The organism is Kribbella sp. NPDC050459, from assembly GCF_040655315.1.
Classification (GTDB): Bacteria; Actinomycetota; Actinomycetes; order Propionibacteriales; family Kribbellaceae; genus Kribbella.
The window spans coordinates 1-26,037 of record NZ_JBFAJQ010000013.1; the positions used below are offsets into that span (position 1 = coordinate 1).

Here is a 26,037-nt window from a genome sequence, read left to right on the forward strand (position 1 = left end):
GCTACGACAAGTACGCCCTCACCTACCTCGGTGGCGTACTCCTCGCCGCCATAGTCACCCACCACCGCATCACCAATTAACAGACACGACCTAGTTGATCGTCGATGGTCTGCGGGGACGGGCAGACTGGGGTGGTGGATGTCGGTCGGAGCCGAGTTGTCGTGGTCGATGCTGCGAACGTGGTTGGGTCGCGGCCGGACGGATGGTGGCGGGATCGGGTCGGCGCCGCTCGGCGGCTGTTGACGCGCCTCGCTGCCTTGCAGGAGGAGTTGCCGGACACCGACGTGGTTGTGGTGTTGGAGGGGGCCGCCTGCCGGGCGGTGTCTGGGGACGGTGCGCCGGATACGGGGCGGGTTCGGGTGGTGCTTGCTTCGGGGTCCGGGGACGACACGATCCTGAGCGTTACCGCGGAGGTCGTCGGGCAGGCGCATCACCCGGCGGTCACCGTCGTCACAGCAGACCGCGAGCTCCGGCAACGTGTCGAACCCACCGGCGCGGGTACCACCGGTCCGCGCTGGCTCCTCGATCAGCTGGACGCGCTACCCGAGTAGCTGGCCGGGACCGCTCGTACGCCGGTCGCCGGCATTCATGCGTGCGGCAACAATCTGGCGCGACACAAGCCACGACCTCGCCGTGGCAAACCGGCCTGCGCACGAATAGGCGCAGGTCGAGCTGCTCCAGCAGAAGGGGAATTACTCTGTGCGGCCTCGGTTGGATTCGTCAGGTCGACCACTGCGTCACGCAAGCACCAAACCCGTAGCCGACCTGACATCACCGCCGCCGCATACACATGCTCCGCATGGCATGTGCCGCACCGCGTGTGCCGCACCGCGTGTGCCGCACCGCGTGTGCCGCACCGCATGTGCTGCGCCGCGTGTGCGGGCCTGCGCATGCGGTGGTGCCGGTGCGGTCGTGCCTGTCGTCGTACCCGCGCTGACCTGACCGTGCGACCCGCCTGGATTGGGTACATGTGCCGGCGTGGCCCTGCGGGTGTGGGCTTGCCTCGTCGTACCTGCGCCGTCGTACCTGTGCTGACTGGGCTGCGCCAGCACGCCTGGATTGGGTGCATGTGTCGGCGCGGTCCTGCGGGTGTGGGCTTGCCTCGTCATGCCTGCGCCGTCCTACCTGCGCCGGCTGGGCTGCGCCGACTTGCCTGGTTTGGCGTATGTGCCGGGCTGCTCTGCCAAACCTGCGTGGTTGGTCGGCCCTGTGTTGGGCCTTCCAGGTGGGCGTGTGCGGGGCCGGTTGTGCCGGCTCGCGTGTGTCGCTGTGCCCGAGCTGCGTGTGTCGCTCGCCCGCCTGAGCTGCGGGCCCAGGCCGTTCGTTTGTGGCGGGCTGCGGGTGCGTCGCGTGGCTGGTGTGTCTGGCTGTTGGTGCCGCGATGTCGTGCCGCCCTGTGCGCCGGGCCGCCCTGCTCGGTCGCGTGTGCTGCGCGCGTCTGCCGACCTGTCTGAGTTGGCGAGTGGCGCTTAGGCGCAGGCGGAGAGGAGTTGGCCGGTGTGGGTTATGAGGAGGTGGGGGCCGGGGGTGGCGGGGAGGTGGGTTTTGGGGGTGGGGACGGGGTGGCGGGTGCCGTCGGGGGAGATGACGAGGGTGTTGGGGGCGTCCAGAGCGATGAGTTCGTCGTCGGCTCGGATGAGGACGGGGGCGGTGTAGGACCAGGAGAGGGCGGTGCGGCCGGCGGCTAGGGCTTGCAGGGTGGCGGTGGGGAGTTCGGCGGGGCCTTCGGCGTTGGCGTCTACGGCGATCCAGGTGGTGGGGGAGCCGGGGGGCATGAGGGACGTGGGGTTGTGCCAGTCGCTGCCGCCGATGGGGGTGGTGTTCTCGAGGCCCCACGCCTGCCACCAGGCGACGGGGCCGCCCCAGGTCTGGTCGAGCCAGGACGAGTGCCAGATCTCGGCGAGTGGTGGGTGTTCGGGGAGTGGGTGGCGCCAGGAGCAGTCGCCGCCCAGCGGGTGGTTGATGGAGAGGAGACCGCCGCGCCGGGCGACTTCCGAGACCCAGGTGGCGGCTGGCCGGCGGAAGTCGATCGGGCCGATCTCGCCGAACGCGTTCGCGTGGCCGGTGTCGGTGGTGACTTCCTGGCCGGGGATGAGGCCGATGCCGAAGCGCTTGCTGAGCGACGGGAGTTCGGGGTGGTGGGCGACGGTGTTGTGGTCGGTGACTGCGAGGACGTCGAGTCCGGCCGACACACCGAGGGCGGCGAGGTTGGCGATCGGTGTCGAGCCGTCGGAGTGCAGGGAGTGCGCGTGGAAGTCGCCGGCGATCCATTTCAGGCCGGACGAGGCGGGCAGCGTACGGCGAGGTGGTCGCGGCGGTACGGCGATCGCGGCCGAGGCCTCGGCGTACTCGGTGAGACCGGGAATGGTGTCGACCGGGCCGGTGACTGCCTCGACGAGGAGTTCGACGCCTTCGGCTGGTACTCGGTGGAGGCCGAGGACGACCCACCAGGTGCCTGGTTCGAGCTCGCCGGGAACGTAGCCGGGCGTGGCGGCCGACGGTGTGATCGCGAAGGTGGTGCGGGCACCGCCGGACCAGCCGCGCCAGCCGGCCGCGCCCTCGCAGCCGATGTCGATGACGGCGCCCTCGACCGGCGGGATGGTGAGCGTGACGAGCAGGCCGGGGCAGTCGGCCGGGATGTCGACGGGCAGCGAATGCCACACCGACTCGGCGCGGTCGTCGAGTGTCCATCGCCGGCGGTACGACGTGACGGCCATCAGGCGATCTCCCTGCTCTCGAACGAGCTGTGCGGCAGCATCAGACGACGGAGGCTTGCTCGGCGGCCAGGAGCTCGCCGGTGTCCTGGATGTAGAGCAGGACACGAGATGCCGGCGCGGTCAGCGCGACGGGCGCGCCGGGTGTCGGCTCGGTCTCCTCGGGGACCGTCACGCCGATGAGGGTGCCGGCACAGTCGACGGTGACGAGTGACTGGGTACCGAGGTTCTCGGCGACGACGACCTCGCCGCGCAGGGCGGGCCCGTTGACGTCGCCGGTGGACAGCGTCAGGTACTCGGGCCGGATGCCGACCGTGACCTCGGCATCCGTCGGGGTCGACGAGGTGGCCGCAGGCAACGATCCGCCGGCTACCGACACGGTGCCGTCGCCGAGCACTTTGCCCGGGAGCAGGTTCATCGGCGTCGAACCGATGAAGTTCGCCACGAAGGTGTTGACGGGACGGGCGAAGACCTCACGAGGAGATCCGAGCTGCCGAAGCTTGCCCGACTCCATGACGGCGATGCGGTCGGCGAGCGCCAGCGCTTCGGCCTGGTCGTGGGTGACGAAGACGGTGGTGATGCCGAGGTCGCGCTGGAGCTTCTTCAGGAACGTCCGCGCCTCGAGCCGGAGCCGCGCGTCGAGGTTCGACAGCGGTTCGTCGAGCAGCAGGACCTTGCCTTCGGACGCGATCGCGCGGGCCAGCGCGACGCGCTGCTGCTGACCGCCGGACAGCTGCCCGGGCTTGCGCTCGAGGAGCCCGTCCAGCGACAGTTCGCCCGCGGTGCGCGACGCGACATCGGCGCGCGTGGCCGCGGCGACCCGGCGGACCTTCAAGGGATAGGTGATGTTCTCGGACACGCTCATGTGCGGGAAGAGCGCGTAGTCCTGGAACACCATCGCCACGCCGCGCTTGCCTGGCTCCACGCGAGTCACATCCGCCGCGTCGATCCGCACCGTCCCCTCGGTCGCGGTCTCCAGGCCGGCGATCGTCCGCAGCAGCGTGGTCTTGCCGCAACCGGACGGGCCGAGGAGGGCGAAGAACTCGCCGTCGGCCACGTGCAGGTCCAGCCCGTCGACGGCGCGGACGCCGTTCGGGTAGACGGTTGCGAGGCCTTCGATGTCGATGCCCGCCATCAGCTCTTGATCCCTCCGTGGAAACGGAACCCGTAACGCGAGTTCACCAGCAGGTACAGCACGACGACCGGGATCGAGAACAGCAGCGAGAAGACCGGCAGCACCTGCAGGTTCACGCTGCCGCCTTCGTCGGTGAGGGTCTGCATCAGCACCGCACCAGGCTGCTTGTCGATCGACCGGATGAGCAGGAAGGGCACCAGGAAGTTGCCCCAGGAGTTGACGAACGCCCAGACCATGATGGTCGCCAGCCCGGGGCGGGCGACCGGAAGGACCACGTCGCGCAGGATCTGGCCGGTGGACGCACCGAAGACCCGCGCCGACTCCTCGTACGACTTCGGCACCGCGTCGACGAAGTCCTTCAGGATGAAGATGGCCGCCGGCAACAGCCCGCCGGTCATCACCAGCGCGACGCCGAACCGGGAGTCGATCAGCCCGAGCTGGAACATCATCACGAAGATCGGCACCATCGCCGCCGTCCCGGTGACGACCGAGGACAGCAGCAGCAACCCGTACAGCAGGGCGTCGCGTCCCGGGATGCGGACCCGGGACAGCGCGTACGACGCCAGCGCCGCGAACGCGGTCACCGCGACGGCGGTCGTCACGCAGATCAGCAACGAGTTGACCATCGAGTGCATCGCGTACGGGTGGTCCAGCGTTTTCCGGACGTTCTCCAGCGTCCAGTCCGGCCAGTGCACCCCGAGGCCCGGCGACGCGTCGAACGGCGCCGACGCGATCCACAGCATCGGTACGGCGAAGAACAGCGTGATCGCGCAGATCAGCACGTAGAAGCCGATCCGGCGCAGCACAAAGGACGTCGTCACGAGCGCCTCCGCAACAGCCGCAGATAGACCAGTGAGACCAGCAGGTTCGCGATCAGTAGCAGGAACGAGATGGCCGACGAGTACCCGAGCTCGCCGCCCTGCAACGCCACGTTGTAGATGTAGACCGGCACCGTCTCGGACTCGTGGTTCGGTCCGCCCTTGGTGAGCAGGAACGGCGAGAAGTCGTTCGCCGTCCACAGCGAGATCAGCAGCGTGTTGGTCAGCACGTGCCCGCGGATGTGCGGGAACACCACGTCCCGCAGCGTCTGCCAGCCCGACGCCCCGACCATCCGCGCCGACTCGAGCTGCGACGGCGGCACGGCCTGCAGCGCCGACGAGTAGAGCATCATCGAGAACGCCGTACCGCGCCACGTGTTGAAGACCACGAGGCACGCCATCGGGTAGTCGATCAGCCACGCGGTCCCCGGCGTGCCCAGCAGACTGTTCAAGGTGCCGCCGTCGCGGTCGTAGAACGCGACCCACAGGTACGCGACCACGGTCGACGGCAGGATCCAGGCGAGCAGGACGAACGCCTCGACGGTCCGGCGTACGGCGGGACGCGTGCGGCGCATCACCCACGCGAGCGTGAAGCCGAGCACGTTCTGCCCGATGATCGCGGAGCCGAGCACGAACAGCAGCGTCAGCCACAACGCGTTGTGGAACAGGGCGTCGTTCAACGCCTTCGTGTAGTTCGACAAGCCCACGATCGACGGCGACACGGCCTCGACGCCGGTCAGCCGGTAGTTCGTGACGCCGATGTAGATGGTCCAGAGCGCGGGGAAGATCAGGAACGCGCCGATCAGCAGCATCGCGGGCGCGACGAAGCCGAGCGCCCGGCCGACGCCGAGGCCCGCGACGTCGCGCGCGGGTCCCCGGCCACCGCCTGATCGACGGCCCGATCCACGTCCCGGCACCGGCTCGGCGGGCACGGGAGGTGCGGAAGCGGAAGTCATCAGTTGCTGTTGACCTTGTCCTTGCCCCCGGCCGCCGTCTCGACGGCCTTCCCGTACGCCGCCGCGGCGGCGTCGGTGCTCTTACCGCCGAGCACGTCCGCGGTCGCCTGCTGCAGCGCCGCCGAAATCTTCGGGTACTCGGCCCGGCCCGGACGGTACTGCGTGACCGGCAGCACCTTCTCGGCGACGAAGCTCAGCATCGGGTCGTCCTTCAGCACCTCGCTGTTGACGTCCGACCGCTGGGTGATCTTGGCCGCGCCGGCCAGCGACTCCTTCACCATCTCGGCGGAGTTCATGAACTGCAGGAACTCCCACGCCTGCTGCGGGAACTTGGTGTTCGGGTTGATCACGGTCGCGCCGCCGCCGGACATCGAGACGAAGTCCTGGCCCTTCACGCCCGCGCCCGGCTGCCGGGCCGGGATCAGCGCGTAGCCGACGGCCGTGTCGCGGTCGGCCATCTTGGCGACGCCTTCCTTCGGCTCGACGACGCTGCGCCAGAAGTAGTCACCCTCGAGCAGAATGCCGATCTTGTTCGCCGCGAACTCGGCGAACGACTTGTCCCGGCCCTTCGCCTCGCGCTGCAGCACCGGGTCGCCGAGACCCGTCGAGTACACCTGGTGGTAGAAGTCGAGCACCTGCCGCAGCTGCTCGTTGTTGCCGAGCCACTTGCCGTCGGAGTTCACGGTCGCGCCGGTGCCCACCAGCAGCGGCAGCACGCCCTGCATGGTGGTCGCCTCGCCCATCGCGGTCCCGGCGTTGATCTGGATCGGCGTCACACCGGCGATCTTCTTCAGCGCCTGACCTGCGGAGATGATGTCGGCCCAGGACTTCGGCTGCCAGTCCGCGGGCAGTCCGGCCTGCTGGAAGAGCTTCTTGTTGAAGTACAGCACGCGGCCGTCGGTGCCGCCGGGTACGCCGTACCGCTGGCCGTTGTAGCTGCCGAGCGCCTGGACCGACTCCGGGATCTGCTTCCAGCCGTCCCAGTCGTCCACCTTGGCGGCGTCGCCGACCGTGTCGGTGAGCGGCTTGATGTAGTTGGCCTGGGCGAACTCGCCGACCCAGATGCCGTCGATCTGGAACAGGTCCGGCCCGGACTTGTTCGACAGGTCGAGGGACAGCTTCTGCTTGTAGACCTCGTCGTCGGAGCCGTCGCCCTGGAACTTGACCGTGACGTCGACGCCCTTGCCCTTCTGGTCGGCGACGAACTTCGGGATCAGCACGTCCTCGACGAAGGTCGCGCCGGCGCTGCTCTTGCCGCCCTTGACCGAGTTCGAACCGAAGGTCAGCTCGACCTTCTTGGCGTCGGCGTTCCGGTTCGCGTCCTGGTCGCCGCTGCCGGAGTCGGACGAGCCGAGGCATCCGGTGAGCAGGGCGAGGGCCGCGGCGCCGAGGACGCCGGCGGTGGTCAACCGCGAGAGAGATCGCATCAGGGCTCCTAGCAGAAGTGGTCCAGCAGCGTGCCGGTCAAACATTGGCACTCTCCGGCGACTATGTGAAGACTTTTTCCCAACCCGGAGGCGAACGTTGTCAGGGGCTGGAGGCAACCAACCGCGAACTGTCAAGTCGGGATCCCGTGGCAGTCGTTGCGGAAGAGTTAAAGGATGCTCAAGGTTGTGTGGCAACAGGTAGTTGAGTAGATACAGAGGGTGATCAGTGGAGCTACTGTCTTGCCGTTCGGTTCAGCGGATCGGAGGTGAAAGACGTGAGACTGCTCCACGGAGTCGCTTGCCTTGTCGACGACCTGCTCTGCCACTGCTGGTGCTGGTGGTGACCGAGGGCCGCGCGGTGACGACGCCGGGCTCCCGCTGACGCGCAAGCAGCGGGCATCCCGGAACTCATCCCCGAGCACCGCCTGGCCGACCGAGAGCGACGGCACGAGAGACAAGGAGAGAGAAACGGCCGGCCCCGACGATGTCGGGGCCGGCCGTCCTCTCGTTGGCTGGTGGCTGGTGTCCTCCTCGGCTCAGCTCTGGGCCAGTTGCATCATCTGCTTCGGCAGCACCGTCATCTGGGCCGGGATCGGGACCTGCGGCCTGAGCAGCGACAGCAAGCTGGCGGCCGCGCCCGCGATCGGCAGCGGCAGGGCCAGGCCCAGCGACGCCAGCAGCGCGTTCACGAGTGCCAGCACCGCGCCCAGGATGTCCAGGCTCGGCACCGGAAGGCCGCTCCAGGCCTGGATCGGCGTGCCCGCGGCGCTCATCGTGCCGGTCGGCTGCGCCTGCTTGGCCTTCCCCTTGCCAAGCAGCGACGTCAGGGCGAGCCCACTGGCGGCGTTCACGAACGTGCCGGTGTCCTCGTCGTAGTTCCACTTCTGGCCGTCGCCGTCACGGCAAGGCAGGACCAGCAGTGGGGCCGACGCCGGAACCTTGGCCAGGTCCGCACCGCTGTCCAGGCAGGCTCCGGTCGCGGCAAGGGCGCCACCGACGCTCTTGCTCATCGCGACCTGCAGCTGGCCGGACTCGGTGTAGATCCACTCCTGGGTCTTGCCTTCCTTGCCCGGCGCACACGCCATCATGACCGCCATCGGGACCTTGTCGGCCGCGACGAACGTCAGGCAGTAGCGGGTGTCGGAGCGGGTGGCGATCTGTTGTGCCACGCCCACGGTGACGCCGGGTGCCGCCGAACCGCGGGGTGCCGGGTTCGCGGCCTGGGCCGGTACGGCGGTGGCGATCGCCACGCTGACCGCGAGCACCACCACGCCGGTGCGACTGAACAGCTTTCGGATGATCAAGACAACCTCCAGAGGTCGTGCCATCGCTTGGCGTCAGGTCGTCGGGACCCCGTGGCGCGAGCCGGAACGCCGGCAGTGACTCAGCGCGACGTTGACGCCACAACAAGTAAGGCACAGGAGCGACCGAGGAGGTTATGCCGATCTCGCGAAACTTGATGCCAATGGCAACTAACTGCCAGGCGGGAGTCGTTGCGCAAGGCATCTACATCGGGATGCGAGGCTGCTGTTCCGCTGTTGTGAACTGTTCGAGATCTTACGGCAATCCGCTGCGATTCCGGTAGTGCACTGCGTTGGAAGATGCCGTAGGCAACAGAGTTGTCAGTGGGGCTGTTTGGTGTCCCCGGGGTCCGGCGCGAGCTCCTGCTCGGTCGCCAGGCGCTCGTCGGCGGGCGCTTCCGGCGAACCCTCGAGGCGCGGCGGGACATCGGCAGCGGCGTCACTTTCCGTGATCTCTCCGCCGACGGTGTTACTCGGCGTGCTCGCCGCCTGGGCGCGCAGCTCGCGCATCTCCTTGCGGCGCCGCCAGCCGCGACCGAGTCCCTTCTTCGTCAGCCACAGGCCGGCGATCAGCGCGGCACCGGTCACCGCGCCGAGGAAGAAGATCGTCGGCACCGAGACACCGAAGTCGACGCCGAACACCTCCATCGTCGTCGAGGCGGTGGACGACACCGAGACACCCAGGCCGAACAGCACGGCCAGAACGATCAGAACAACTCCGAGGACGACCATGGCACGCTGCCTCTCCGTCCGGAGACCGCCGGACTCGTCAGGCCTCACTGCTCAGTAATGCGGAGAGCAACGCCACCGCGCCGCTCTTGTCGAGTGGGTTGTTCTGGTTCCCACACTTGGGCGACTGTACGCACGAAGGGCATCCGTCCGTACATTCACAGTGTGCAATCGCCTCGCGTGTCGCAGTCAACCACTCGCGCGCCGCGGCGTACCCGTGTTCGGCGAATCCGGCTCCGCCGGGGTGGCCGTCGTACACGAAGACCGTGAGCCGGCCGGTGTCGGCGTGCCGGGCGGTGGAGACGCCGCCGATGTCCCAGCGGTCGCAGGTGGCGAACAGCGGAAGGAGGCCGATCGACGCGTGCTCGGCCGCGTGGGCCGCACCCGGTACGTCGGCCAGCCCGAGCGCCTCGACGGCGGCGTCGGGCATCGTCCACCACACCGCCTTGGTCCGCAGGGTGCGCTCGGGCAGATCCAGCGGCTGCTCGTCGAGTACGTCGCCGGTCGCGATCAGCTTGCGCTGGTACGAGATGACCTGACTCGTCACCTGGACCCAGCCGCGCGACAACTCCGCCGTCCCCCAGGTGCACGTCTCCTCGGTCGCCAGGATGCTGATCTCGGTCACGTCCCGGGCGAAGGTCGTGTAGTCGGGCGAGGCGGGCTCGACGACCGCGGCGTGCTCCTCGAGGTCCAGCGACCGCACCAGGTACGACTCGCCCGCGTGCACGTAGACGGCGCCCTCGTGCACCGACGCATGCGCCGAGCCGCCGTCGACCGTGCCGAGCAGGCGACCGGTCCGGTCCTCCACGATCTGCACCGTCTTGCCGCCGGCGGACCGGATGTCGATGGCGTCGACGGCGCGCTCCCGGCGCGTCCAGAACCACCCGTGCGGCCGCTCGCGCAGCGCACCCTGCCGTACGAGTTGCGCGATCACCTGCGCTGTCGTCGCGCCGAAGATCTCGAAATCGTCGGGCGTCAGCGGTAGCTCCTGGGCGGCGGCGCACAGTTGGGGCCCGAGCACGTACGGGTTCTCCGGGTTGAACACGGTGGCTTCGACCGGGCGGCCGAAGATGGCGCCCGGGTGGCGCACCAGGTAGGTGTCCAGTGGGTCGTCCCGCGCGATCAGGAGCGCCACCGCGTCCCCGCCGGCGCGCCCGGCGCGACCGGCCTGCTGCCACAGTGAGGCGCGGGTGCCGGGCCATCCTGACAGCAGCACGGCGTCCAGTCCGGCGATGTCGATGCCCAGCTCGAGAGCGTTCGTCGCCGCGACGCCGGTGAGCTCGCCGCTCTGCAACATGCCCTCGAGCCGCCGCCGCTCTTCCGGTAGATACCCGGCCCGGTACGCCGACACCTGGTCTGTCAGCGCCGGGTCGACCTCGGCCAGGTTGTCCCGGGCTGTCATCGCCACCGTCTCGGCTCCACGCCGCGAGCGGACGAACGCGACCGTGCGGACACCTGTGACCACCAGGTCGGTCAGCAGGTCGGCCACCTCGGCTGTGGCGGACCGTCGTACCGGTGCGCCGTTCTCGCCGTGCAGGGCCGTCAGTGGCGGCTCCCAGAGGCCGAAGGCGATGCCGCCGCGTGGAGAGCCGTCCTCGACCACCTCCACCATCGGCAGCCCGGTCAGGCGCTCACCTGACAGCGCCGGCTCGGCCACTGTCGCCGAGGCGCAGACAAAGATCGGATTGGCGCCGTACTGCGCGCAGACCCGCCGCAGCCGCCGCAGTACGCCGGCGACGTGCGCACCGAAGACGCCGCGGTAGTGGTGACACTCGTCGACCACGACGTACTGCAGGCAGCCCAGGAACCGCGCCCAGCGTTGATGGTTCGGCAGGACCGACCGGTGCAGCATGTCCGGGTTGCTGAGCACGTAAGTCGCGTGGTCGCGCGCCCAGTCCCGCTCGGTCCGCTCCGAGTCGCCGTCCAGCGTCGTGGCCCGCAGACCCGGCACGGTGTACGCCGAGACCGCGCGCAACTGGTCGTGGGCGAGCGCCTTGGTCGGAGACAGGTAGAGCACCGACGCCGTACGACGGTGTGGCGACGCGGCCTGCGCGATGCTCAACGTGGCGAAGGCCGGCAGCAGGTACCCGAGCGACTTGCCGGATGCCGTCCCGGTCGCCACGACGACGTGCCTGCCCGAATACGCCGCCTCGGCGGTCGCGACCTGATGGGTCCAGGGGGCCGTGATGCCGGAGTCCCGCAACTGGTCGAGCACCTCGGACGGAACCCACCGCGGCCAATCACACGTTTGTCCCAGCCGCGGCGGCACCGCCTCGACATGCGTCAACCGGTCGTCACGACCGGCGGCCAGGCGCTTCAGGACGGCAGCCGCCTCACCACCTGCACGCATACGGTGAGCGTAGTGCCCTGCACGGACAAGGGCTTGCCGCTGAGAGTCCGCTGAGAATGCACGCGCGGATGCACGCGGCTTTTTCCGGAGGGGAATCGACTTCGGGTGGGTGAGATGAAAGAGTTTTCGGCAACGGGTCTTCTCACGGTCCGTACATGGTTGAATGCAGCAGTTCATGGGATCGGAGGCTGAAGTGGATCTGTCGCTGACCGCGCGCGCCGAGGGCGGGCGAACCGTCATCGAGGTTGCGGGGGAGATCGACGTCTACACCGCACCGAAGCTCAGGGAGAAGATCGCCACGCTCGTCGAAGAAGGCGTCTACGACATCGTCATCGACCTGGAACGCGTGGAGTTCCTGGACTCCACCGGTCTCGGCGTCCTCGTCGGCGGCCTGAAACGCGTGCGCACCCACGACGGATCCCTGTCCCTGGTCTGCACCCAGGAACGGCTGCTGAAGATCTTCCGGATCACCGGCCTGACCAAGGTCTTCGACATCCACCCGGACGTCGCCTCGGCGATCTGATGAAGCGAAACGGTGTCCGCCTCGCTACTTTCGGTGATTGTTCCGCCCAGGTTCCGGCAGGGGTCTTGCCGGGCCGACCCGGTATGGCGTAGACCACCCTGTCGTCAGGTCTGGTCGGGAACCCGTTAGAGTAACCCACCGCGCCAGCCCATTGGCGCTGTGTCGTATTTCCCCAACCCTTCGGTTGCGGCAGACGGGGGCCGTCAAGCCTGGATGGGTTGCCTACAAGGAGGACGGATGTCCGCGCTGCTTGCTCCACAAGCGGTGGATCTTTCGTCGAGCAACACCACACTGGTGATCGTTGTCGGGGTGATCGCGATTCTCGCGGTCGTCATCGCGATGGTCTTCCGGGGCCAGGTGCTTGCCGCGAACGATGGCACCGAGAACATGAAGACGATCGCCGCGGCGGTTCAGGAAGGCGCCTCGGCGTACCTGAACCGGCAGTTCCGGACATTGTCGATCTTCGCCGTGGTCGCGTTCCTGTTGCTGTTCCTGCTGCCGGCCCACACCGACGGCGGCAACGAGACCACGCTGAAGATCTTCCGCTCGGTGTTCTTCCTGGTCGGCGCGGGCTTCTCCGCCGCGATCGGCTACCTGGGCATGTGGCTCGCGACGCGCGCCAACGTCCGGGTCGCCGCGGCCGCCCGGGACGAGGGCCGCAACCCGGCGATGCGGGTCGCGTTCCGCACCGGCGGCACCGTCGGCATGGCGACCGTGGGCTTCGGCCTGTTCGGCGCCGCGCTCGTCGTGCTGCTGTTCAAGGGTGACGCCCCGACCGTGCTCGAGGGCTTCGGTTTCGGCGCCGCGATGCTCGCGATGTTCATGCGGGTCGGCGGCGGTATCTTCACCAAGGCCGCCGACGTCGGCGCCGACCTGGTCGGCAAGGTCGAGCAGAACATCCCTGAGGACGACCCGCGGAACGCGGCGACGATCGCCGACAACGTCGGTGACAACGTCGGCGACTGCGCCGGTATGGCGGCCGACCTGTTCGAGTCGTACGCCGTGATGCTGGTGGCCTCGCTGATCCTGGGCAAGGCCGCGTTCGGCGAGCAGGGCCTGATCTTCCCGCTGATCGTGCCGGCCATCGGCGCGCTCACCGCCGTCGTCGGCGTCTTCCTGACCCGTCCGCGGACCGGCGAGAACGGCCTGCGCACGATCAACCGGGCGTTCTACATCTCCGCGCTGATCTCCGGTGTGCTGTGTGCGGTGGCGGCGTTCGTCTACCTGCCGAGCAGCTTCAAGGACCTGACCGGCGCGAGCGAGTCGATCGCCGCGACCGACGGCGACCCGCGGCTGATCGCGACCATCTCGGTCATCATCGGTATCGTCCTGGCGGCCGTCATCCTGGCGCTGACCGGGTACTTCACCGGCACCGAGGACAAGCCGGTCAAGGACGTCGGCAAGTCGTCGCTGACCGGTGCCGCCACGGTGATCCTGTCCGGTATCTCGGTCGGCTTCGAGTCCGCCGTCTACACCGCCGTGGTGATCGCGGCGGCCGTGTACGGCGCCTTCCTGGTCGGCGGCTCCGGTGTGGTCGCGCTGTTCGCGATCGCGCTGGCCGGCTGCGGTCTGCTCACAACCGTCGGCGTCATCGTCGCGATGGACACCTTCGGCCCGGTCTCCGACAACGCGCAGGGCATCGCCGAGATGTCCGGTGACGTTGACGGCGAGGCGGCCCAGATCCTCACCGAGCTGGACGCCGTCGGCAACACCACCAAGGCGATCACCAAGGGCATCGCGATCGCCACCGCCGTGCTGGCCGCGACCGCGCTGTTCGGTTCCTACACCGACGCGATCCGGTCCTCGCTGGGCGACCAGTACGCCAAGTTCGAGGCCGACGCCCTGGTGTTCAACCCGGGCACGCTGGTCGGTCTGATCCTCGGCGCCGCGGTCGTGTTCATGTTCTCGGGTCTGGCCATCAACGCCGTCGGTCGCGCCGCCGGTGCGGTCGTCTACGAGGTCCGTCGCCAGTTCCGCGACATCCCCGGGATCATGGAGGGCACGGGCAAGCCGGAGTACGGCAAGGTCGTGGACATCTGCACCCGCGACTCGCTGCGGGAGCTGGCCACCCCGGGTCTGCTGGCGCTGACCGCGCCGATCGCCGTCGGCTTCGGCCTCGGCGCCTCGGCGCTGGCCGGCTACCTGGCCGGTGCGATCGGCGCCGGCACCCTGATGGCGGTCTTCCTGGCCAACTCCGGTGGTGCCTGGGACAACGCCAAGAAGCTGGTCGAGGACGGCAACCACGGCGGCAAGGGTTCGCCCGCGCACGAGGCCACCGTCATCGGTGACACCGTCGGTGACCCGTTCAAGGACACCGCCGGTCCGGCCATCAACCCGCTGATCAAGGTGATGAACCTGGTCTCGGTGCTGATCGCTCCGGCGGTCGTCGGGATGTCGGCGATCGGCGACGACACCAACACCGCGCTGCGGATCATCATCGCGGTCGTGGCCGTGGTGATCCTGGCCGCCGCCGTGTTCGTCTCCAAGCGCCGGGAGTCGGTCATCGCCGACACGCCGGCCGAGGTGAACGCCGCCGCCTGATTCGCGGTACCTTCCGAAGCGGCCCGCCGGCCTGTCCGGCGGGCCGTTTCGCATGTCTGGACCCGGGGCCGTCGACTCTTCTACTGTCGTCCTGTGAGGATCGCCCGGGTGCCCGCGCTGCTGCTCCTGGTTGCGGTGGGCGTGCTCGGCGCGCTGCAGCCGGCGAACGCCGCAACGCCGCAACCGGATGTCGCGTACCTCAACGCCGCGCACCAGATCAACCTCACGATCATCGAGTCCGCGCACGCCGCGACGACCAAGGGCAAGACCGCCTGCGTACGACGGGCCGCCGCGCAGCTCGAGCGCGACCACAGCAAGCTCTCGGCGCAGGAGCTCGACGTCGCCACGCGCCTCAACATCCTGCTGCCGACAGAGCCCTCTGCGACGCAGCGCCAGCAACTCAACGCTGTCGCGGCCAAAGCCGGGACAGCCGGGTACGACGCTGCCTGGCTGGCCCTGCAGCGCCAGGAGCATCAGCAGTACCTGGCGCTGGTCAACGGCGAGCTGCCGATCAGCGCGTCACCGGCCGTCGAGTCACTGGCGGAGGGTGCCAAGCCAGTGCTCCAGATGCATCAGCGTCTGGTGGCAGGCACCTGCAAGACCACGTCCGTCACCCCAGTAGTGCCGACCGGCGACGGCGGCCAGCACGCGGACGCGGAGAAGGCCCGTGCCCGGGCAGCGGTGATCCTGCTCGGCATCGGAGCGGTGCTGCTTTTCATCGGCAAGTCGATCTCCGTACGGCGACGCCTGGCCGGAGTCATCGCACTGGGAGCCGGTTTGGTCATGCTGTTCGGTGGCCAGCCCGCCAACACCGGCAAGGTCCCGGCGGCCGGCAAGACCGCCGCGGAGCGCGAGGCCGCCGTACCGCCTGTCCGGTTGAAGCTGCCCGGTGTCCTGGAGGCGTCGGTGCGGCCGGTCGGGACCGGAGCCGACGGCCAGCTTCAGGTGCCCACGTCGAGCGCAGACGTCGGCTGGTGGGCCGCGGGTGCGGCGCCGGGCGCTGACGGCGGCACCGTGCTGCTCGCAGGACATGTGGACACCACCCGCGGGCGTGGTGTGTTCGCGGCGCTGTCCGAGGTGCCGGTCGGGGCCACCGTCGGCGTGACGAGCGGCGACGGCGAGGAGCACTGGTACCGCATCGTGGCGCGCCGTACGTACAAGCAGGAGGCCTTGCCCGCCGACCTGTTCCAGGGCGCGGCGAAGCCCCGGCTGGCGCTCGTGACCTGCACCGGTTCGTACGACCGTGCGGCGCACCGCTACAGCCAGAACCTGGTGCTCTACGGCGTGCCGGTCGACTGATCTTTTGGTAGTCACTTCCAGCAACGGTCGACCGAAGTACGCCCGCCGTCGACTTTCGGCTGATGTGCTCCCCCGCGGGATGGGGGATCGTCGGGGTCGTGGTCAGGGAGTTAACCGATAGCAGTCGTTCGGGTGCCGACGGCAGAATCAACCCACGGGTGGACACACCGGATCCGCCCGGGGTCCGATGCTCAGCACCGTGTGGGCCTCGATACTGATCTCATCACGACACATCCCGCCCGACCGGGGACGATTTCACGCCATCTGACGAGGAGCACGGCGATGATCGAGGCAAAGGGCCTCACCAAGCGATACGGCACTACAGTTGCCGTTGACAACCTGTCTTTCGAGGTGAAACCCGGCAAGGTGACCGGCTTCCTCGGCCCGAACGGGGCCGGCAAGTCGACCACCATGCGGATGATCCTCGGGCTCGACACGCCGACGTCCGGCGAGGTCACGATCGACGGGCAGCGGTACCGGGACCTGCACCGGCCGCTGACCAAGGTCGGCGCGCTGCTGGACGCCAAGTGGGTGCACCCGAACCGCTCGGCGCGCGCCCACCTGACCTGGATGGCCGCGTCCAACAAGTTGCCGAAGTCATCGGTCGACAAGGTGCTCGAGATGGTCGGCCTGACCTCGGTCGCGAACAAGCGGGCCGGGGCCTTCTCGCTGGGCATGTCGCAGCGGCTCGGCATCGCCGGCGCGCTGCTCGGCGACCCGGAGGTGCTGCTGTTCGACGAGCCGGTGAACGGTCTCGACCCGGAGGGCATCGTCTGGATCCGGACCTTCATGCACCGACTGGCCGACGAGGGCCGGACCGTGCTGGTCTCCAGCCACCTGCTGTCCGAGATGGCGCTCACCGCCGAGGAACTGGTCGTCATCGGCCGCGGCAAGCTGATCGCGCAGAGCAGCACCCAGGAGTTCGTCGACCGCGCCAGCGGTACGACGGTGAAGGTGCGGACGCCGCAGCTCGACCAGTTCGCCGCCGTCCTGAGCCAGCAGCAGCTGGCCACCCGCATCGAGGACGTCGAGGACCAGGGCAAGGTGCTGTTCGTCGAAGGCGACCTGACCACCGACCAGATCGGCGAGGCCGCCGCCGCGCACGGCATCGTGCTGCACGAGCTGACGCTGCAGCGCGGTTCGCTGGAGCAGGCATTCATGCAGATGACCGGTGACTCGGTCGAGTACCACGCGCACGAGGAGATCGCCGCTGTGACCTCGCTCGACGCCCCCGACGCCGCCGAGGTGGCCGCGGGTCCGAAGGAGGACAACTGACATGTCGGTGATCGCAGTCGAGCGCATCAAGCTCTTCTCCACCCGCTCACCGTGGTGGTGCATGGTCGTCGCCGCAGTGCTGACGCTCGGTCTGGCGGCGCTGGCCGCGGGCTTCTCCGAGGGCCCGGTGACCATCGGCCTCACCCAGGGCGGAGCGCAGCTCAGCCAGATGGTGATGATGGTGATGGCCGCGCTGGCGGTGACGACCGAGTACCGGTTCGGCACCATCCGGACCAGCTTCCAGGCCGTGCCGCAGCGCGCGGCGCTGCTGCTCGGCAAGACCGCCGTGGTCGCCGCGCTGTCCGCTCTCGTCGGGCTGATCGCGTCGTTCGGCGCCTGGGGGATCGGCAACATCTTCAAGGACGGCGCGGACCTGTCCATCAACACCGCCGGTGAATGGCGGCTGCTGGCCGGCCAGGGTCTGGTGTTCGCGCTGTCGGCGGTGATCGCGGTGGCGGTCGGCATCCTGATCCGGCAGAGCGCCGGTGCGATCGCGATCCTGATCCTGTGGCCGCTGCTGGTCGAGAACCTGTTCAACCTGATCCCGAAGGTCGGCGACGACATGTCGCGCTGGTCCCCGTTCCAGAACGCCGGTTCGTTCCTGAACCAGGGCCAGGACTTCGGCGTCAACGGTCCGCCGGCCGACGCGCAGTACGCGATGGGTCCGTGGTGGGCGCTGCTGTACTTCGCGGCCTGGGCCGCGGCGCTGATGGCGATCGCGTTGTTCTCGGCGAGCAAGCGCGACGCCTGACAAGTCCACCCCGGTCGGAGGTTGAGGGGCCCTTGACCGGGGCAGGGGCCCGGCCGGGCTGAGGGGTCCTGGCCGCGACGGCCCGTGGTACATCCGGTCTCCGGATGGACCGCGGGCCGTTTCCCTTTCCGGTCCTGGGGTGGCCGGTGGCCCGGCAAACGTCTACCGTGCCGCGCATGACCGATTGGGCTCAGGTGCGCGACACCGATGACGCGGTTCCCGAAGGACGGCCGCTGGGCGAGTTGGTGGCCGAGCTGGCCGGGATGCTGCGGTCGCCGGATCCCGTCGTCCGGGACCGGCACGCGTACGCCGTCCTGGCGACCTGGATCGGGCGTGGCGTGCTGTCCGCGGACGAGTTGCGGGCGCTCGGCGACCTGATGGTGCCGCGGTTCGGCGACCCGGAGATCCAGGCGCGGACGTTCGCTCCGCTGATCCTGGACTCGATCGTGGCGGCCGGGGTCTTCGAGCCGAGCTGGGTGCCGCCCTTCGAGCGCTGGTACGTCGGCGAGGAGGACCTGCGCGGGTACGACGAGAAGCTCGGCTGGCTGCACGCGGTCGCACACGGTGCGGACCTGCTCGGGACGCTCGGGCTGCACGAGGCGGTCGAGCCGGTGCAGATGCTGCGGCTCGGGATCGGGCGGCTGCTGACGCCGACGTCGTACGTGCTGCGCGACATGGAGGACGACCGCCTCGGGTACGCGCTCGCGGCCACGCTGACCCGCTCCGACCTGAGCGGCAGCGACGCCACGGACTGGCTGGACCCGGCGATCCGGGCGCTGTCGAACCCGCCGGCCGAAGGCATCACACCCGAGGTGACGAACACCATCCGGACGCTGCGGGTGGTGTACGTCCTGGCCGATCACGGTCTGCGGGTGGGCGATGCGAAGAAACTCACACAGGTCCCGCAACGCGAGCAGGTCAAGACAAAGCTGGCCGACGTACTCCGGATCGTGACTCCGTACTACCTCTGAGCGTCCAGGCAACGATCTGCGGACGGATCGCGCATCCGACTTTCGTCGCTGGTTTCCCTGAAAACTCCCTGAGCGACGCCATGTCACAGTCCGGGGCGCAGTACAGGTGGGTTCCGGTGGCAACGGAGCCTCTGTGCATGACAATGTCTCTGCTGGCATGCCGTGGCCCCCTCCCATGGTGGTGCCAACGCCACTACCGGAGTAGTGCCAACACCATCAGATCTGGTCCCCCCGCGAGGTTAGCTTTTACCGACAAGAGCCTGGGGGCGCAGTTGAGAGAGGGCGCGTAGAAGTCATGGTTGCGACATACCTGAAGCGTTGGGTCGGCAGCCGGATCCTCAACAGGTCCACCCGCAAGGGTGGTCTCGACCTGTCGAAGATGCGGATGTTCCCCAGTGCGGTCTCGATGCCGCTGCGCCGGCACGGGGTGAACCCGGTGCCGGAGCTGGCCGCGGTCCGGGAGACCGAGCCGGTGCACAAGCTGGCGCACCTGTTCGGGCTGAACGTTTGGGTGGTCAGCGGGCACGCCGAGGCGAAGTACGTGCTGTCCAACGAAGAGGACTACAGCCACGACATCCGGCCGCTGGTCGGCTCGGACCCGAACAAGCCGTCGGAGGGGATCGGCGGCCTCGGCTTCACCGACCCGCCGGACCACACCCGGCTGCGGAAGCTGCTGACGCCGGAGTTCACCAAGCGCCGGCTGGCGCGGCTGGAGCCGGCGATCGAGAAGATCGTCAACGACCAGCTGGACCTGATGGAGGCCAAGGGGCCGGTCGCCGACATCGTCTCCGACTTCGCCTTCAACGTGCCGTTCCTGCTGATCGCGGACCTGCTCGGCGTCGAGGAGCAGGACCGCGACCGGTTCCGGGCGCTCGGTCCGGCCCGGTTCGACATGTCCGGCGGCGGTATCGGGCTGTTCGGGTCGGCTTCGGAGTCGCGGGAGTTCCTGTTCGAGATCGTCCGGAAGCAGCGGGTGAACCCCGGCGACGGGCTGATCGGGTCGATCATCCGCGCCCAGGGCGACGCGCTCGACGACGTGGAGCTCGGCGGACTGGCCGACGGTGTGTTCCTCGGCGGGTACGAGACGTCGGCCAGCATGCTCGCGCTCGGGACGCTGGTGCTGCTGCGTGATCCGGAGAACTTCGAGCGGATCCGCAACGAGCCGGGCGCCGTCGACGGGATCGTCGAGGAGCTGCTGCGGTACCTGACCGTGGTGCAGGTCGCGTTCCCGCGGTTCGCCCGGCACGACCACGAGCTGTTCGGGCACCCGGTGAAGAAGGGCGACCTGGTCGCGGTGTCGCTGTCCGGCGCGGACCGGGACAAGGTGGTCTTCGGGTCGGACGCCGAGGACTTCTACCCCCGTCGTACGGTGTCCGCCGCGCATCTCGCCTTCGGCCACGGCATGCACCGCTGCGTCGGCGCCGAACTCGCCCGGATGGAGCTCCGCGCCGCGTTCACCGCGCTCGCACACCGCTTCCCCGACCTGGCCCTGGCCGTTCCCGAGGAGCAGCTCCGCTTCCGCGACTTCTCCATCGTCTACGGCGTCGAGTCCCTCCCGGTCCAGCTACACCGCGCCACCACCGAACAAGCCGCCGGCTGACGGCGTCAGGGCCTTCGTGGACCTGCCGAAGAAGCGGATGGCGGCCGGGGTCCTGTTCCGGGCGGTGGACGGACGGGTCCTGCTGGTCGAGCCGTCGTACAAGCCGAACTGGGAGATCCCCGGCGGGATCGTCGAGGCCGACGAGTCGCCGTGGGCCGGGGCGGCGCGCGAGCTGCGCGAGGAGCTCGGCAGCGAGCGCCCGGTGGGGAGGCTGCTGGTCGTCGATCACGTGCACGCGTACGACGGCAGACCCGACGGGATGATCTTCGTCTTCGACGGCGGTGTCGTGACGGACGCCGACGTCGCGGCCTTCAGCTTCGCCGACGGCGAGATCCTGTCGGCCGGCCTGTACACGCCGGCCGAGGTTCGCACGCTCGGCAAGCCGTTGCTCGCGGACCGTCTCGAGGCCGCGGTCGAAGCGGCCCAGGAGGGCGTGGTCGTACTCTGCGAGCACGGCAAGCGCGTCAGGTGACCTCATTGCGCAGCGCCAGCAGTTTCTCGAAGCGGGTGGCGAGGGTGGGGGCGTGGGTGCGGAGGCGGGAGAGGTCGCTGCGGGATTCGAGTTGGTGTGTGAGCAGGATGCCGCGGCTTTGGTCGAGGAGCTCGACGGCGCGGGCGCGAAGCTCGCCGGCGACTGCCGGATCGCTCGCCGCGTCGGCCAGCTGGAGGGCGGCGGCTGCGGCGTCCGGGCCGAGCGTGGTGAATTGGCGAAGACCGTGTTCCTGGTCGGCGCGATCCAGCGAGCGTGGAGCCACGAGCGGAAGCTGGGCGATCGCCGCCGCGTACGCTTCCAGCGCCTCCGCCCAGTCCTGCACCTCGGCCGCCAGCGCACCCCACGCGAAGGCCGCCTGGCAGCGCCCGATCGGCGGGTGCGACGTCTCGCCGACGATGGCGCGGTACTCGGCGAACGCCGATCCCAGCGTCGCGCGGTCCCCGGTACGCCGGTACCGCTGGACCAGACTGTGCGCCAGGTTCGTCCGGCTCCCCGCCCGGAACGCCGGCCCGGCCGTCGGTGCGGCGAGGACTTCGTGATGGACGGCGATCGCGGCGTCGAGATCCGCGAGATCCCCGTCGCGCCCGTAGCGGTCGGTCAACGCGATCGCGAGGTTCGACCGGAACACCGGCAGCCGGTTGTTGTCCGGCCTGGATTCCCGCACCGCGCGCTGGAGAATCTCGACCAGCTCGTCCACCAGCGCCGGCTCGTGGGTCGTTTCGTACTGGGTTCGCACGGCGAGCGCGAGGTTGCTGAGGTGGCCGGGATCGACGGCACCGGCCGCACTCCCGAGCTCCACCGAGCGTCGGAGGTCGGCGATCGCGCTCTCCAGGAGCCCGGCGTCCTGGGCGCGCATACTCCGCTCCCACCGCGCGTTGCCGAGCATGTTGAGCCGTGCGGCCAGGAACGCGCTGCCGGGCTGCGCCTCGGCGGCCGCCGCTGACCGGCGCAGCAGCTCGATCGCGTCGTCCAGGCTGGCGAGGTGCCCGGTCCGCTCGTAGCGCAGCCGCAGGCTGAAACCAACGGCGACCTGCGCACGACTCAGCGGCTCCGGCTGGTCGGTGAGCTCGTCGATCGCCCGCAGACCGGCTTCGATGGATCGGTCCAGGTCGGTGACCTCGCTGTACGCCTCGAACCGCAGGCGCAGCGCCTCGCACAGCGTCGTCAGTGCGGTGCTGGTTGCCGCCGTACCGGCTTCCGCCGAGGCGATGATCCGGTCGAGGGCGGCGTCGTCGGGCGTCTCGACGTACCGCAGCAACTGGGCGTCGGCGTGGTCGGCCTCCAGGGCAGCCAGATCACCGGCCAGCGCGTCGGCCTCCGGGTGCGACGGCGCGATCCGGCCGATGCAGTCGCGGACGAGGTCGACGGCTTCCTGGAGTACGGCGGAGCGGTCGGCGGTGACCCGGCCGGAGCCGAGCGCTCTGACGAGAGCGCGGACGACCGAGGGCAGCTCGACCGAGTCAGAGGGCGTGACCTCGAGCGCCGCGCGGCCTTCGCTGACCGCTTCGGCCAGGACCGCAGCGTCCCTCGTCAGCTCGTGCTGCTTGACGAGGGCCGTGACGACGATCGCGCGCCGGACGTGGAATTCCGGTGCGGACGGGGCCGTCGCAGCGACAACACGTCGTGCCAGTGCCACCGCCTCCGCAGCTTCGGACTCGTCGCTTGCCGCTGCCCGCAGCGCGTCGGCGAGCGCCATCAGCCGCCGAACGTGGTCCGGGTCCTCCGGATCGGTCTCGGCGACCGCCTGCCGCAGCGTCTCCACGGCCTCGGCGAGCACAGCGGGATCGGGCGCGAGCGTGTGGACGACGCGTTGGGCGTTCCCGAGGATCTGCAGCGCGCGTCCACGGTGGGCGGCGGGGACGGCGCCGACCGCCCGCCGTGCGTGGTCGACGGCCTCGTGCGCGACCGCTCTGTCCTGGTCGGCGCGGGCGCGATGAGTCAGGGCATAGGCGAGGTTGAGCAGCGCGGATCCGTTCGCCGGCTCCTGAGCCACCGCCCACCGGGACGTGGCGATCGCGTCGTCGAGCAGTTCCCGCCGGCCGGTGCGTTCGTACCCCATCTGCACCAGATACGCCAGGGATGCGGCCTGGGACGGCCGGTCCGTCGTGGCGAGCCGGAACGCGCAGCGTTGCAGGTCGACCGCGGCCTGCAGGGTTTCCAGTGAGCCGTCCCGCTCCCACACCGCATAGACCTGGGAGGCCTGATCGTTGAGCAGCCCGTCGCGCCCGAGCAGGTACCCCGATTCGTCGGCCGCGGTCGCCTTGGTAATCGCATCGGCCGTGATGAACAGGTCGATCGGAAGACCGGTGTGCTGATAGCGGATCCAGAACAGGTTCCCGAGGTCGAACAGGAACGTCGCCGTGGCGGGTCTGGTGTCGTCGAGCCGATGCGCGGCGTTGGTGAGCAGGGTGATCGCCCGGTCGAGGGTCTCGAGGTTCCTGGACTCGTAGTACCGGTCGACCTCCTGCATCGCCTCGACACTTTCCGCGACGGCCTGTTCGCGGATCCGCACCCAGTGCCGCAGCTCCTCCGGCAGGGCGTACGGCAGCTGATGAGCGATCGGTGCGAGCATGTCGACGGCCTTGCTGAGGGCGAATTCGCCGTCCGGGCCCAGCGCGACGCAGCGGCACCAGAGCACCAGTCCGACCGCGTACCGGGCCTCGAGGTCCTGCGGGAAGCCGGGGAGCGCGGTCAGCCGCTCCAGCTCGTCGTCGACCGCAGGGCCGAGTACGGCGTCACTGGCCGGATCCCGCTCCCACCGCGCCACCCGTGCGAGCAGCGCGTCGATCAGCTGCCGGGACATGAGCCCACCGCCCGCATCGCCCGGAGCTTGCCCAGCTCGATCAGCCGCTCACCCGCACTGGTCCGGAGCGTGACCTGGCCGTCGTCGATCCGGATCACCGCACCGCAGAGCACAGCGCTGTCGGTCGTGAGTTCGACCATCGGCTGGTCCTTGGCCGGGCCGTACCAGGTTGTAGCGACCGCGGCGGTCAGCAGCGCCGCACAGGTCAGGCTGAGCGCGATGCCGCGGCGCAGTGCGCGTGCGGCGTCCTGGGCCTCGCGATGGTCCGCGATCGGGCCGGGCGGCAGCGTACTGACCTGCACGACCGATGGCCGACCGTTGGCCGCCCGGAGCAGGTAGAGCGCACCGGAGGCACCGGCCGCCAGGGCGAGCAGGAGCAGCAGGCCGACTGCGACGGCTGCCCCGGAGGCGAGCTCGCTGATATCCGAGCGGCCCTTCACCAGGCTGAAGCCGATCAGTGCGACGAGCAGGCCGGCAAGGCCGTTGCGCCACTGGGTCGCCGCTGTCCGGACCCGCAGGAGCTCGGTACGGCGCATCGCGTCGAGCTGCTGGGCCCGCCGGAGATCGGCCGGTGTGGCCGCGCGGCCGGCGGCCGGACGGTCGGTCATGAGCCGGCCGGGACGTCGAAGATCCAGTACGCGCCGCAGCCGACCCGGTCCGCGGGCCGGCCCGGGTGCGCCTCGGCGCAGGTACAGATGATCGGCACCGAGCGGATGCCGCCGGGTGCACCGGTCCCGCCGCCCGGCCGGCTGCCGAGATCACCGCGGAAGACGTCGTCGAGCAACGGGATCTCGATCGAGGCGTCGCAGCGCGGGCAGCGGCCGCCGAGCAGCGACGTACCGACTCCGAAGTTCTCGATGACGAACGTCCCGGCGGCCTGCTCGGCGTATCCGGGCTCGCTCACCTCGCGATACGGAACGGGTCCGTTCCGCACGGCGTCGTCTGTCGTCACGGTCTCTCCTTCGCCGCTGATCGGTCAGGGCCCGAGATGGATGAACGGCATCCACACGCTCGGGCTGGTCGGGTAGCGGTCACGCAAGCGGCGGACCACGCGGTACAGAGCCTGTGCGGCACGGGTGCTGTCCGGCCGGCCGCCGTTGCCCGCGAGTTCGGTGTAGACCGCCTCGACGACATCCGCGGCGGTCGGGTCGTAGACGGACCAGAGAGTGGCGATGACCTGGCGGTAGCCGGCGTAGTGGATGGCGGCCGCCAGCGTGATGACCTCGTCCGGCAGCTCGACTCCACCGGTCGCCGTCTTGCAGGCCGACAGGAACGCCAGCTCGCCCTGATAGGTGCCGCCGGTGATGCTGTGCACGGTCAAGGTGCCGTCGTGCAGGATCAGGCCGCCGTTCGACGGGTCGGTGACGTCCTGGTTCCCGTGGCAGCTGAAGTGCACCCAGGGATGGCGGCCCAGCTCGGCCCGTACGGCGGTGGTGGTGGCCGCCTCGCCGTACAGGACCGTGCTGCTGCCTGCGAAGAGGCGGGTCAGGAGCTCGACCTCGCGCTCGACGTTGGGGAGCGGAGTCTGGCCGGGAACGTCGGGGGCCGCGACCACCAGGAGCCCCGGATCGACCGTGCCGACCGGCGATTTCGTTGCCTCGAGCAACGCCCGGACGGTCGGCGTGTACGACGGGACGACCCGGTCGAGCACGGTGTCGCCGGTGGCGTCCGCGGCGTACCGCCCGGCGGCGTGCAGCGGCATCGCGGTGAGCAGGCCGGACGGGCACCACCACAGCCGCGGCCAGGTGTCGCCCTCGGGGGTTGTCGTGTGTCCGAGGGCCCTGAGGACCGGCTCCGCGATCGCTGTCCAGAGCCAGTCGAGGACCTCGAGGATGGTTCCTTCCCCGCGGATCCGCTCGGCGTGCAACTGTGCCGCCGCGGCGTGGAACGCCTGGATGGACGCGAGCGACCGGTCGCCGTCCAGGAAGGGGCGCTGGGCCTCGGCCGCAACCTGCCGCGCGACCTCCAAGTCGTGAACGGTCTGCAGGTAGCGCAGCGCCTCCTCGACGGTGTCGTCGTACGTCGCCGGCAGCTGGATCACCCGCTCGACGCCGTCCGCCGCCACGATCACGGCGTCGGACCGCAGCCGGCCGACCGTGACCACCACGACCGGCCCACCGATCGCGGCCCGCCGCAGCTCGTCCAGGCCCGGTGGCCGGAGGAAGCCCGAGAAGCCGTCGATGCGCCGGATCTCCGCCAGCAGCTCGTCCCACTCCCGATCGAAGGCGATCCGCTCGCCGCCTCGTCGAGCATCGGCCGCCGCCAGTTCGTCCAGCCTGCGCATGTGATCTTCCAACGCGTCCCCCAGAACGCTCGGCACCCGACTGCTCACCCTAAGGTGACGCAGGTCC

21 protein-coding genes are annotated in these 26,037 nt (G+C 69.6%); 9 read left to right on the forward strand and 12 right to left on the reverse strand.

Annotated elements, in window-relative coordinates; translation table 11 throughout:
* Positions 1 to 362: 362 nt before the first annotated feature.
* Positions 363 to 551: a hypothetical protein gene (locus AB0I12_RS32515; RefSeq protein ID WP_359936862.1), complete on the forward strand. Its 189-nt coding sequence runs from the start codon at positions 363 to 365 to the stop codon at positions 549 to 551.
* A 918-nt stretch (positions 552 to 1,469) separates the two neighbouring features.
* Here the strand turns inward: AB0I12_RS32515 and AB0I12_RS32520 are convergent.
* From AB0I12_RS32520 to AB0I12_RS32555, 8 genes are all read right to left on the reverse strand, one after another.
* Complete coding sequence (locus tag AB0I12_RS32520) at positions 1,470 to 2,717, reverse strand: CehA/McbA family metallohydrolase (RefSeq protein WP_359936865.1); 1,248 nt, start codon at positions 2,715 to 2,717, stop codon at positions 1,470 to 1,472.
* Positions 2,718 to 2,757: 40 nt separating this feature from the next.
* Positions 2,758 to 3,849, reverse strand: a complete 1,092-nt coding sequence (locus tag AB0I12_RS32525; RefSeq protein WP_359936867.1) for an ABC transporter ATP-binding protein — start codon at positions 3,847 to 3,849, stop codon at positions 2,758 to 2,760.
* Positions 3,849 to 4,670, reverse strand: a complete 822-nt coding sequence (locus tag AB0I12_RS32530) for a carbohydrate ABC transporter permease (RefSeq protein WP_355474981.1) — start codon at positions 4,668 to 4,670, stop codon at positions 3,849 to 3,851. The genes AB0I12_RS32525 and AB0I12_RS32530 overlap by 1 nt, the downstream gene beginning before the upstream one ends.
* Entirely contained in the window at positions 4,667 to 5,623 is a 957-nt protein-coding gene (locus tag AB0I12_RS32535; protein WP_359936870.1) for a sugar ABC transporter permease, read from the reverse strand. The genes AB0I12_RS32530 and AB0I12_RS32535 overlap by 4 nt, the downstream gene beginning before the upstream one ends.
* Positions 5,623 to 7,050 (reverse strand): extracellular solute-binding protein, encoded by a 1,428-nt coding sequence (locus AB0I12_RS32540; protein WP_359936873.1) that lies wholly within the window; start codon positions 7,048 to 7,050, stop codon positions 5,623 to 5,625. Before AB0I12_RS32540 ends, AB0I12_RS32535 begins: the two co-directional genes overlap by 1 nt.
* Before the next feature lie 536 nt (positions 7,051 to 7,586).
* Positions 7,587 to 8,354: a hypothetical protein gene (locus AB0I12_RS32545; RefSeq protein ID WP_359936876.1), complete on the reverse strand. Its 768-nt coding sequence runs from the start codon at positions 8,352 to 8,354 to the stop codon at positions 7,587 to 7,589.
* A 318-nt stretch (positions 8,355 to 8,672) separates the two neighbouring features.
* Positions 8,673 to 9,083, reverse strand: coding sequence for a hypothetical protein (locus tag AB0I12_RS32550; RefSeq protein ID WP_359936878.1), 411 nt, complete (start codon positions 9,081 to 9,083; stop codon positions 8,673 to 8,675).
* A 37-nt stretch (positions 9,084 to 9,120) separates the two neighbouring features.
* Positions 9,121 to 11,430 (reverse strand): DEAD/DEAH box helicase, encoded by a 2,310-nt coding sequence (locus AB0I12_RS32555; protein WP_359936881.1) that lies wholly within the window; start codon positions 11,428 to 11,430, stop codon positions 9,121 to 9,123.
* A gap of 193 nt (positions 11,431 to 11,623) precedes the next feature.
* Between AB0I12_RS32555 and AB0I12_RS32560 the strand changes: the two genes are divergently transcribed.
* From AB0I12_RS32560 to AB0I12_RS32595, 8 genes are all read left to right on the forward strand, one after another.
* Positions 11,624 to 11,953 carry an STAS domain-containing protein gene (locus tag AB0I12_RS32560; RefSeq protein WP_355475853.1) on the forward strand — a complete coding sequence of 110 codons (330 nt, stop codon included), beginning with the start codon at positions 11,624 to 11,626 and terminating at the stop codon, positions 11,951 to 11,953.
* A 237-nt stretch (positions 11,954 to 12,190) separates the two neighbouring features.
* Positions 12,191 to 14,494 carry a sodium-translocating pyrophosphatase gene (locus AB0I12_RS32565; protein WP_359936884.1) on the forward strand — a complete coding sequence of 768 codons (2,304 nt, stop codon included), beginning with the start codon at positions 12,191 to 12,193 and terminating at the stop codon, positions 14,492 to 14,494.
* Between the two features lie 93 nt (positions 14,495 to 14,587).
* Positions 14,588 to 15,793, forward strand: coding sequence for a DUF4142 domain-containing protein (locus AB0I12_RS32570; protein WP_359936887.1), 1,206 nt, complete (start codon positions 14,588 to 14,590; stop codon positions 15,791 to 15,793).
* A 282-nt stretch (positions 15,794 to 16,075) separates the two neighbouring features.
* Positions 16,076 to 17,068: an ABC transporter ATP-binding protein gene (locus AB0I12_RS32575; protein WP_359936890.1), complete on the forward strand. Its 993-nt coding sequence runs from the start codon at positions 16,076 to 16,078 to the stop codon at positions 17,066 to 17,068.
* Position 17,069: 1 nt separating this feature from the next.
* On the forward strand, positions 17,070 to 17,819 hold the full coding sequence (locus AB0I12_RS32580; protein ID WP_359936893.1) for a hypothetical protein: 750 nt from the start codon (positions 17,070 to 17,072) through the stop codon (positions 17,817 to 17,819).
* 176 nt (positions 17,820 to 17,995) lie between these two features.
* A complete protein-coding gene (locus AB0I12_RS32585) occupies positions 17,996 to 18,790 on the forward strand; it encodes a DUF2785 domain-containing protein (protein ID WP_359936896.1) in 795 nt (264 codons plus the stop codon).
* Between the two features lie 295 nt (positions 18,791 to 19,085).
* The gene (locus AB0I12_RS32590) at positions 19,086 to 20,390 is read left to right on the forward strand and encodes a cytochrome P450 (RefSeq protein WP_359936899.1); all 1,305 of its coding nucleotides are present in this window, start codon (positions 19,086 to 19,088) and stop codon (positions 20,388 to 20,390) included.
* 16 nt (positions 20,391 to 20,406) lie between these two features.
* Positions 20,407 to 20,862, forward strand: coding sequence for an NUDIX hydrolase (locus AB0I12_RS32595; protein ID WP_359936902.1), 456 nt, complete (start codon positions 20,407 to 20,409; stop codon positions 20,860 to 20,862).
* Here the strand turns inward: AB0I12_RS32595 and AB0I12_RS32600 are convergent.
* From AB0I12_RS32600 to AB0I12_RS32615, 4 genes are read right to left on the reverse strand one after another with little or no spacing between them, the layout of a single operon-like run.
* Positions 20,855 to 23,686 carry a hypothetical protein gene (locus AB0I12_RS32600; protein WP_359936904.1) on the reverse strand — a complete coding sequence of 944 codons (2,832 nt, stop codon included), beginning with the start codon at positions 23,684 to 23,686 and terminating at the stop codon, positions 20,855 to 20,857. The genes AB0I12_RS32595 and AB0I12_RS32600 overlap by 8 nt on opposite strands.
* Positions 23,671 to 24,294, reverse strand: a complete 624-nt coding sequence (locus tag AB0I12_RS32605; RefSeq protein WP_359936907.1) for a hypothetical protein — start codon at positions 24,292 to 24,294, stop codon at positions 23,671 to 23,673. Before AB0I12_RS32605 ends, AB0I12_RS32600 begins: the two co-directional genes overlap by 16 nt.
* A complete protein-coding gene (locus AB0I12_RS32610) occupies positions 24,291 to 24,638 on the reverse strand; it encodes a hypothetical protein (RefSeq protein ID WP_359936909.1) in 348 nt (115 codons plus the stop codon). The genes AB0I12_RS32605 and AB0I12_RS32610 overlap by 4 nt, the downstream gene beginning before the upstream one ends.
* 24 nt (positions 24,639 to 24,662) lie before the next feature.
* The gene (locus tag AB0I12_RS32615) at positions 24,663 to 25,970 is read right to left on the reverse strand and encodes a CHAT domain-containing protein (RefSeq protein WP_359936912.1); all 1,308 of its coding nucleotides are present in this window, start codon (positions 25,968 to 25,970) and stop codon (positions 24,663 to 24,665) included.
* Positions 25,971 to 26,037 lie beyond the last annotated feature (67 nt).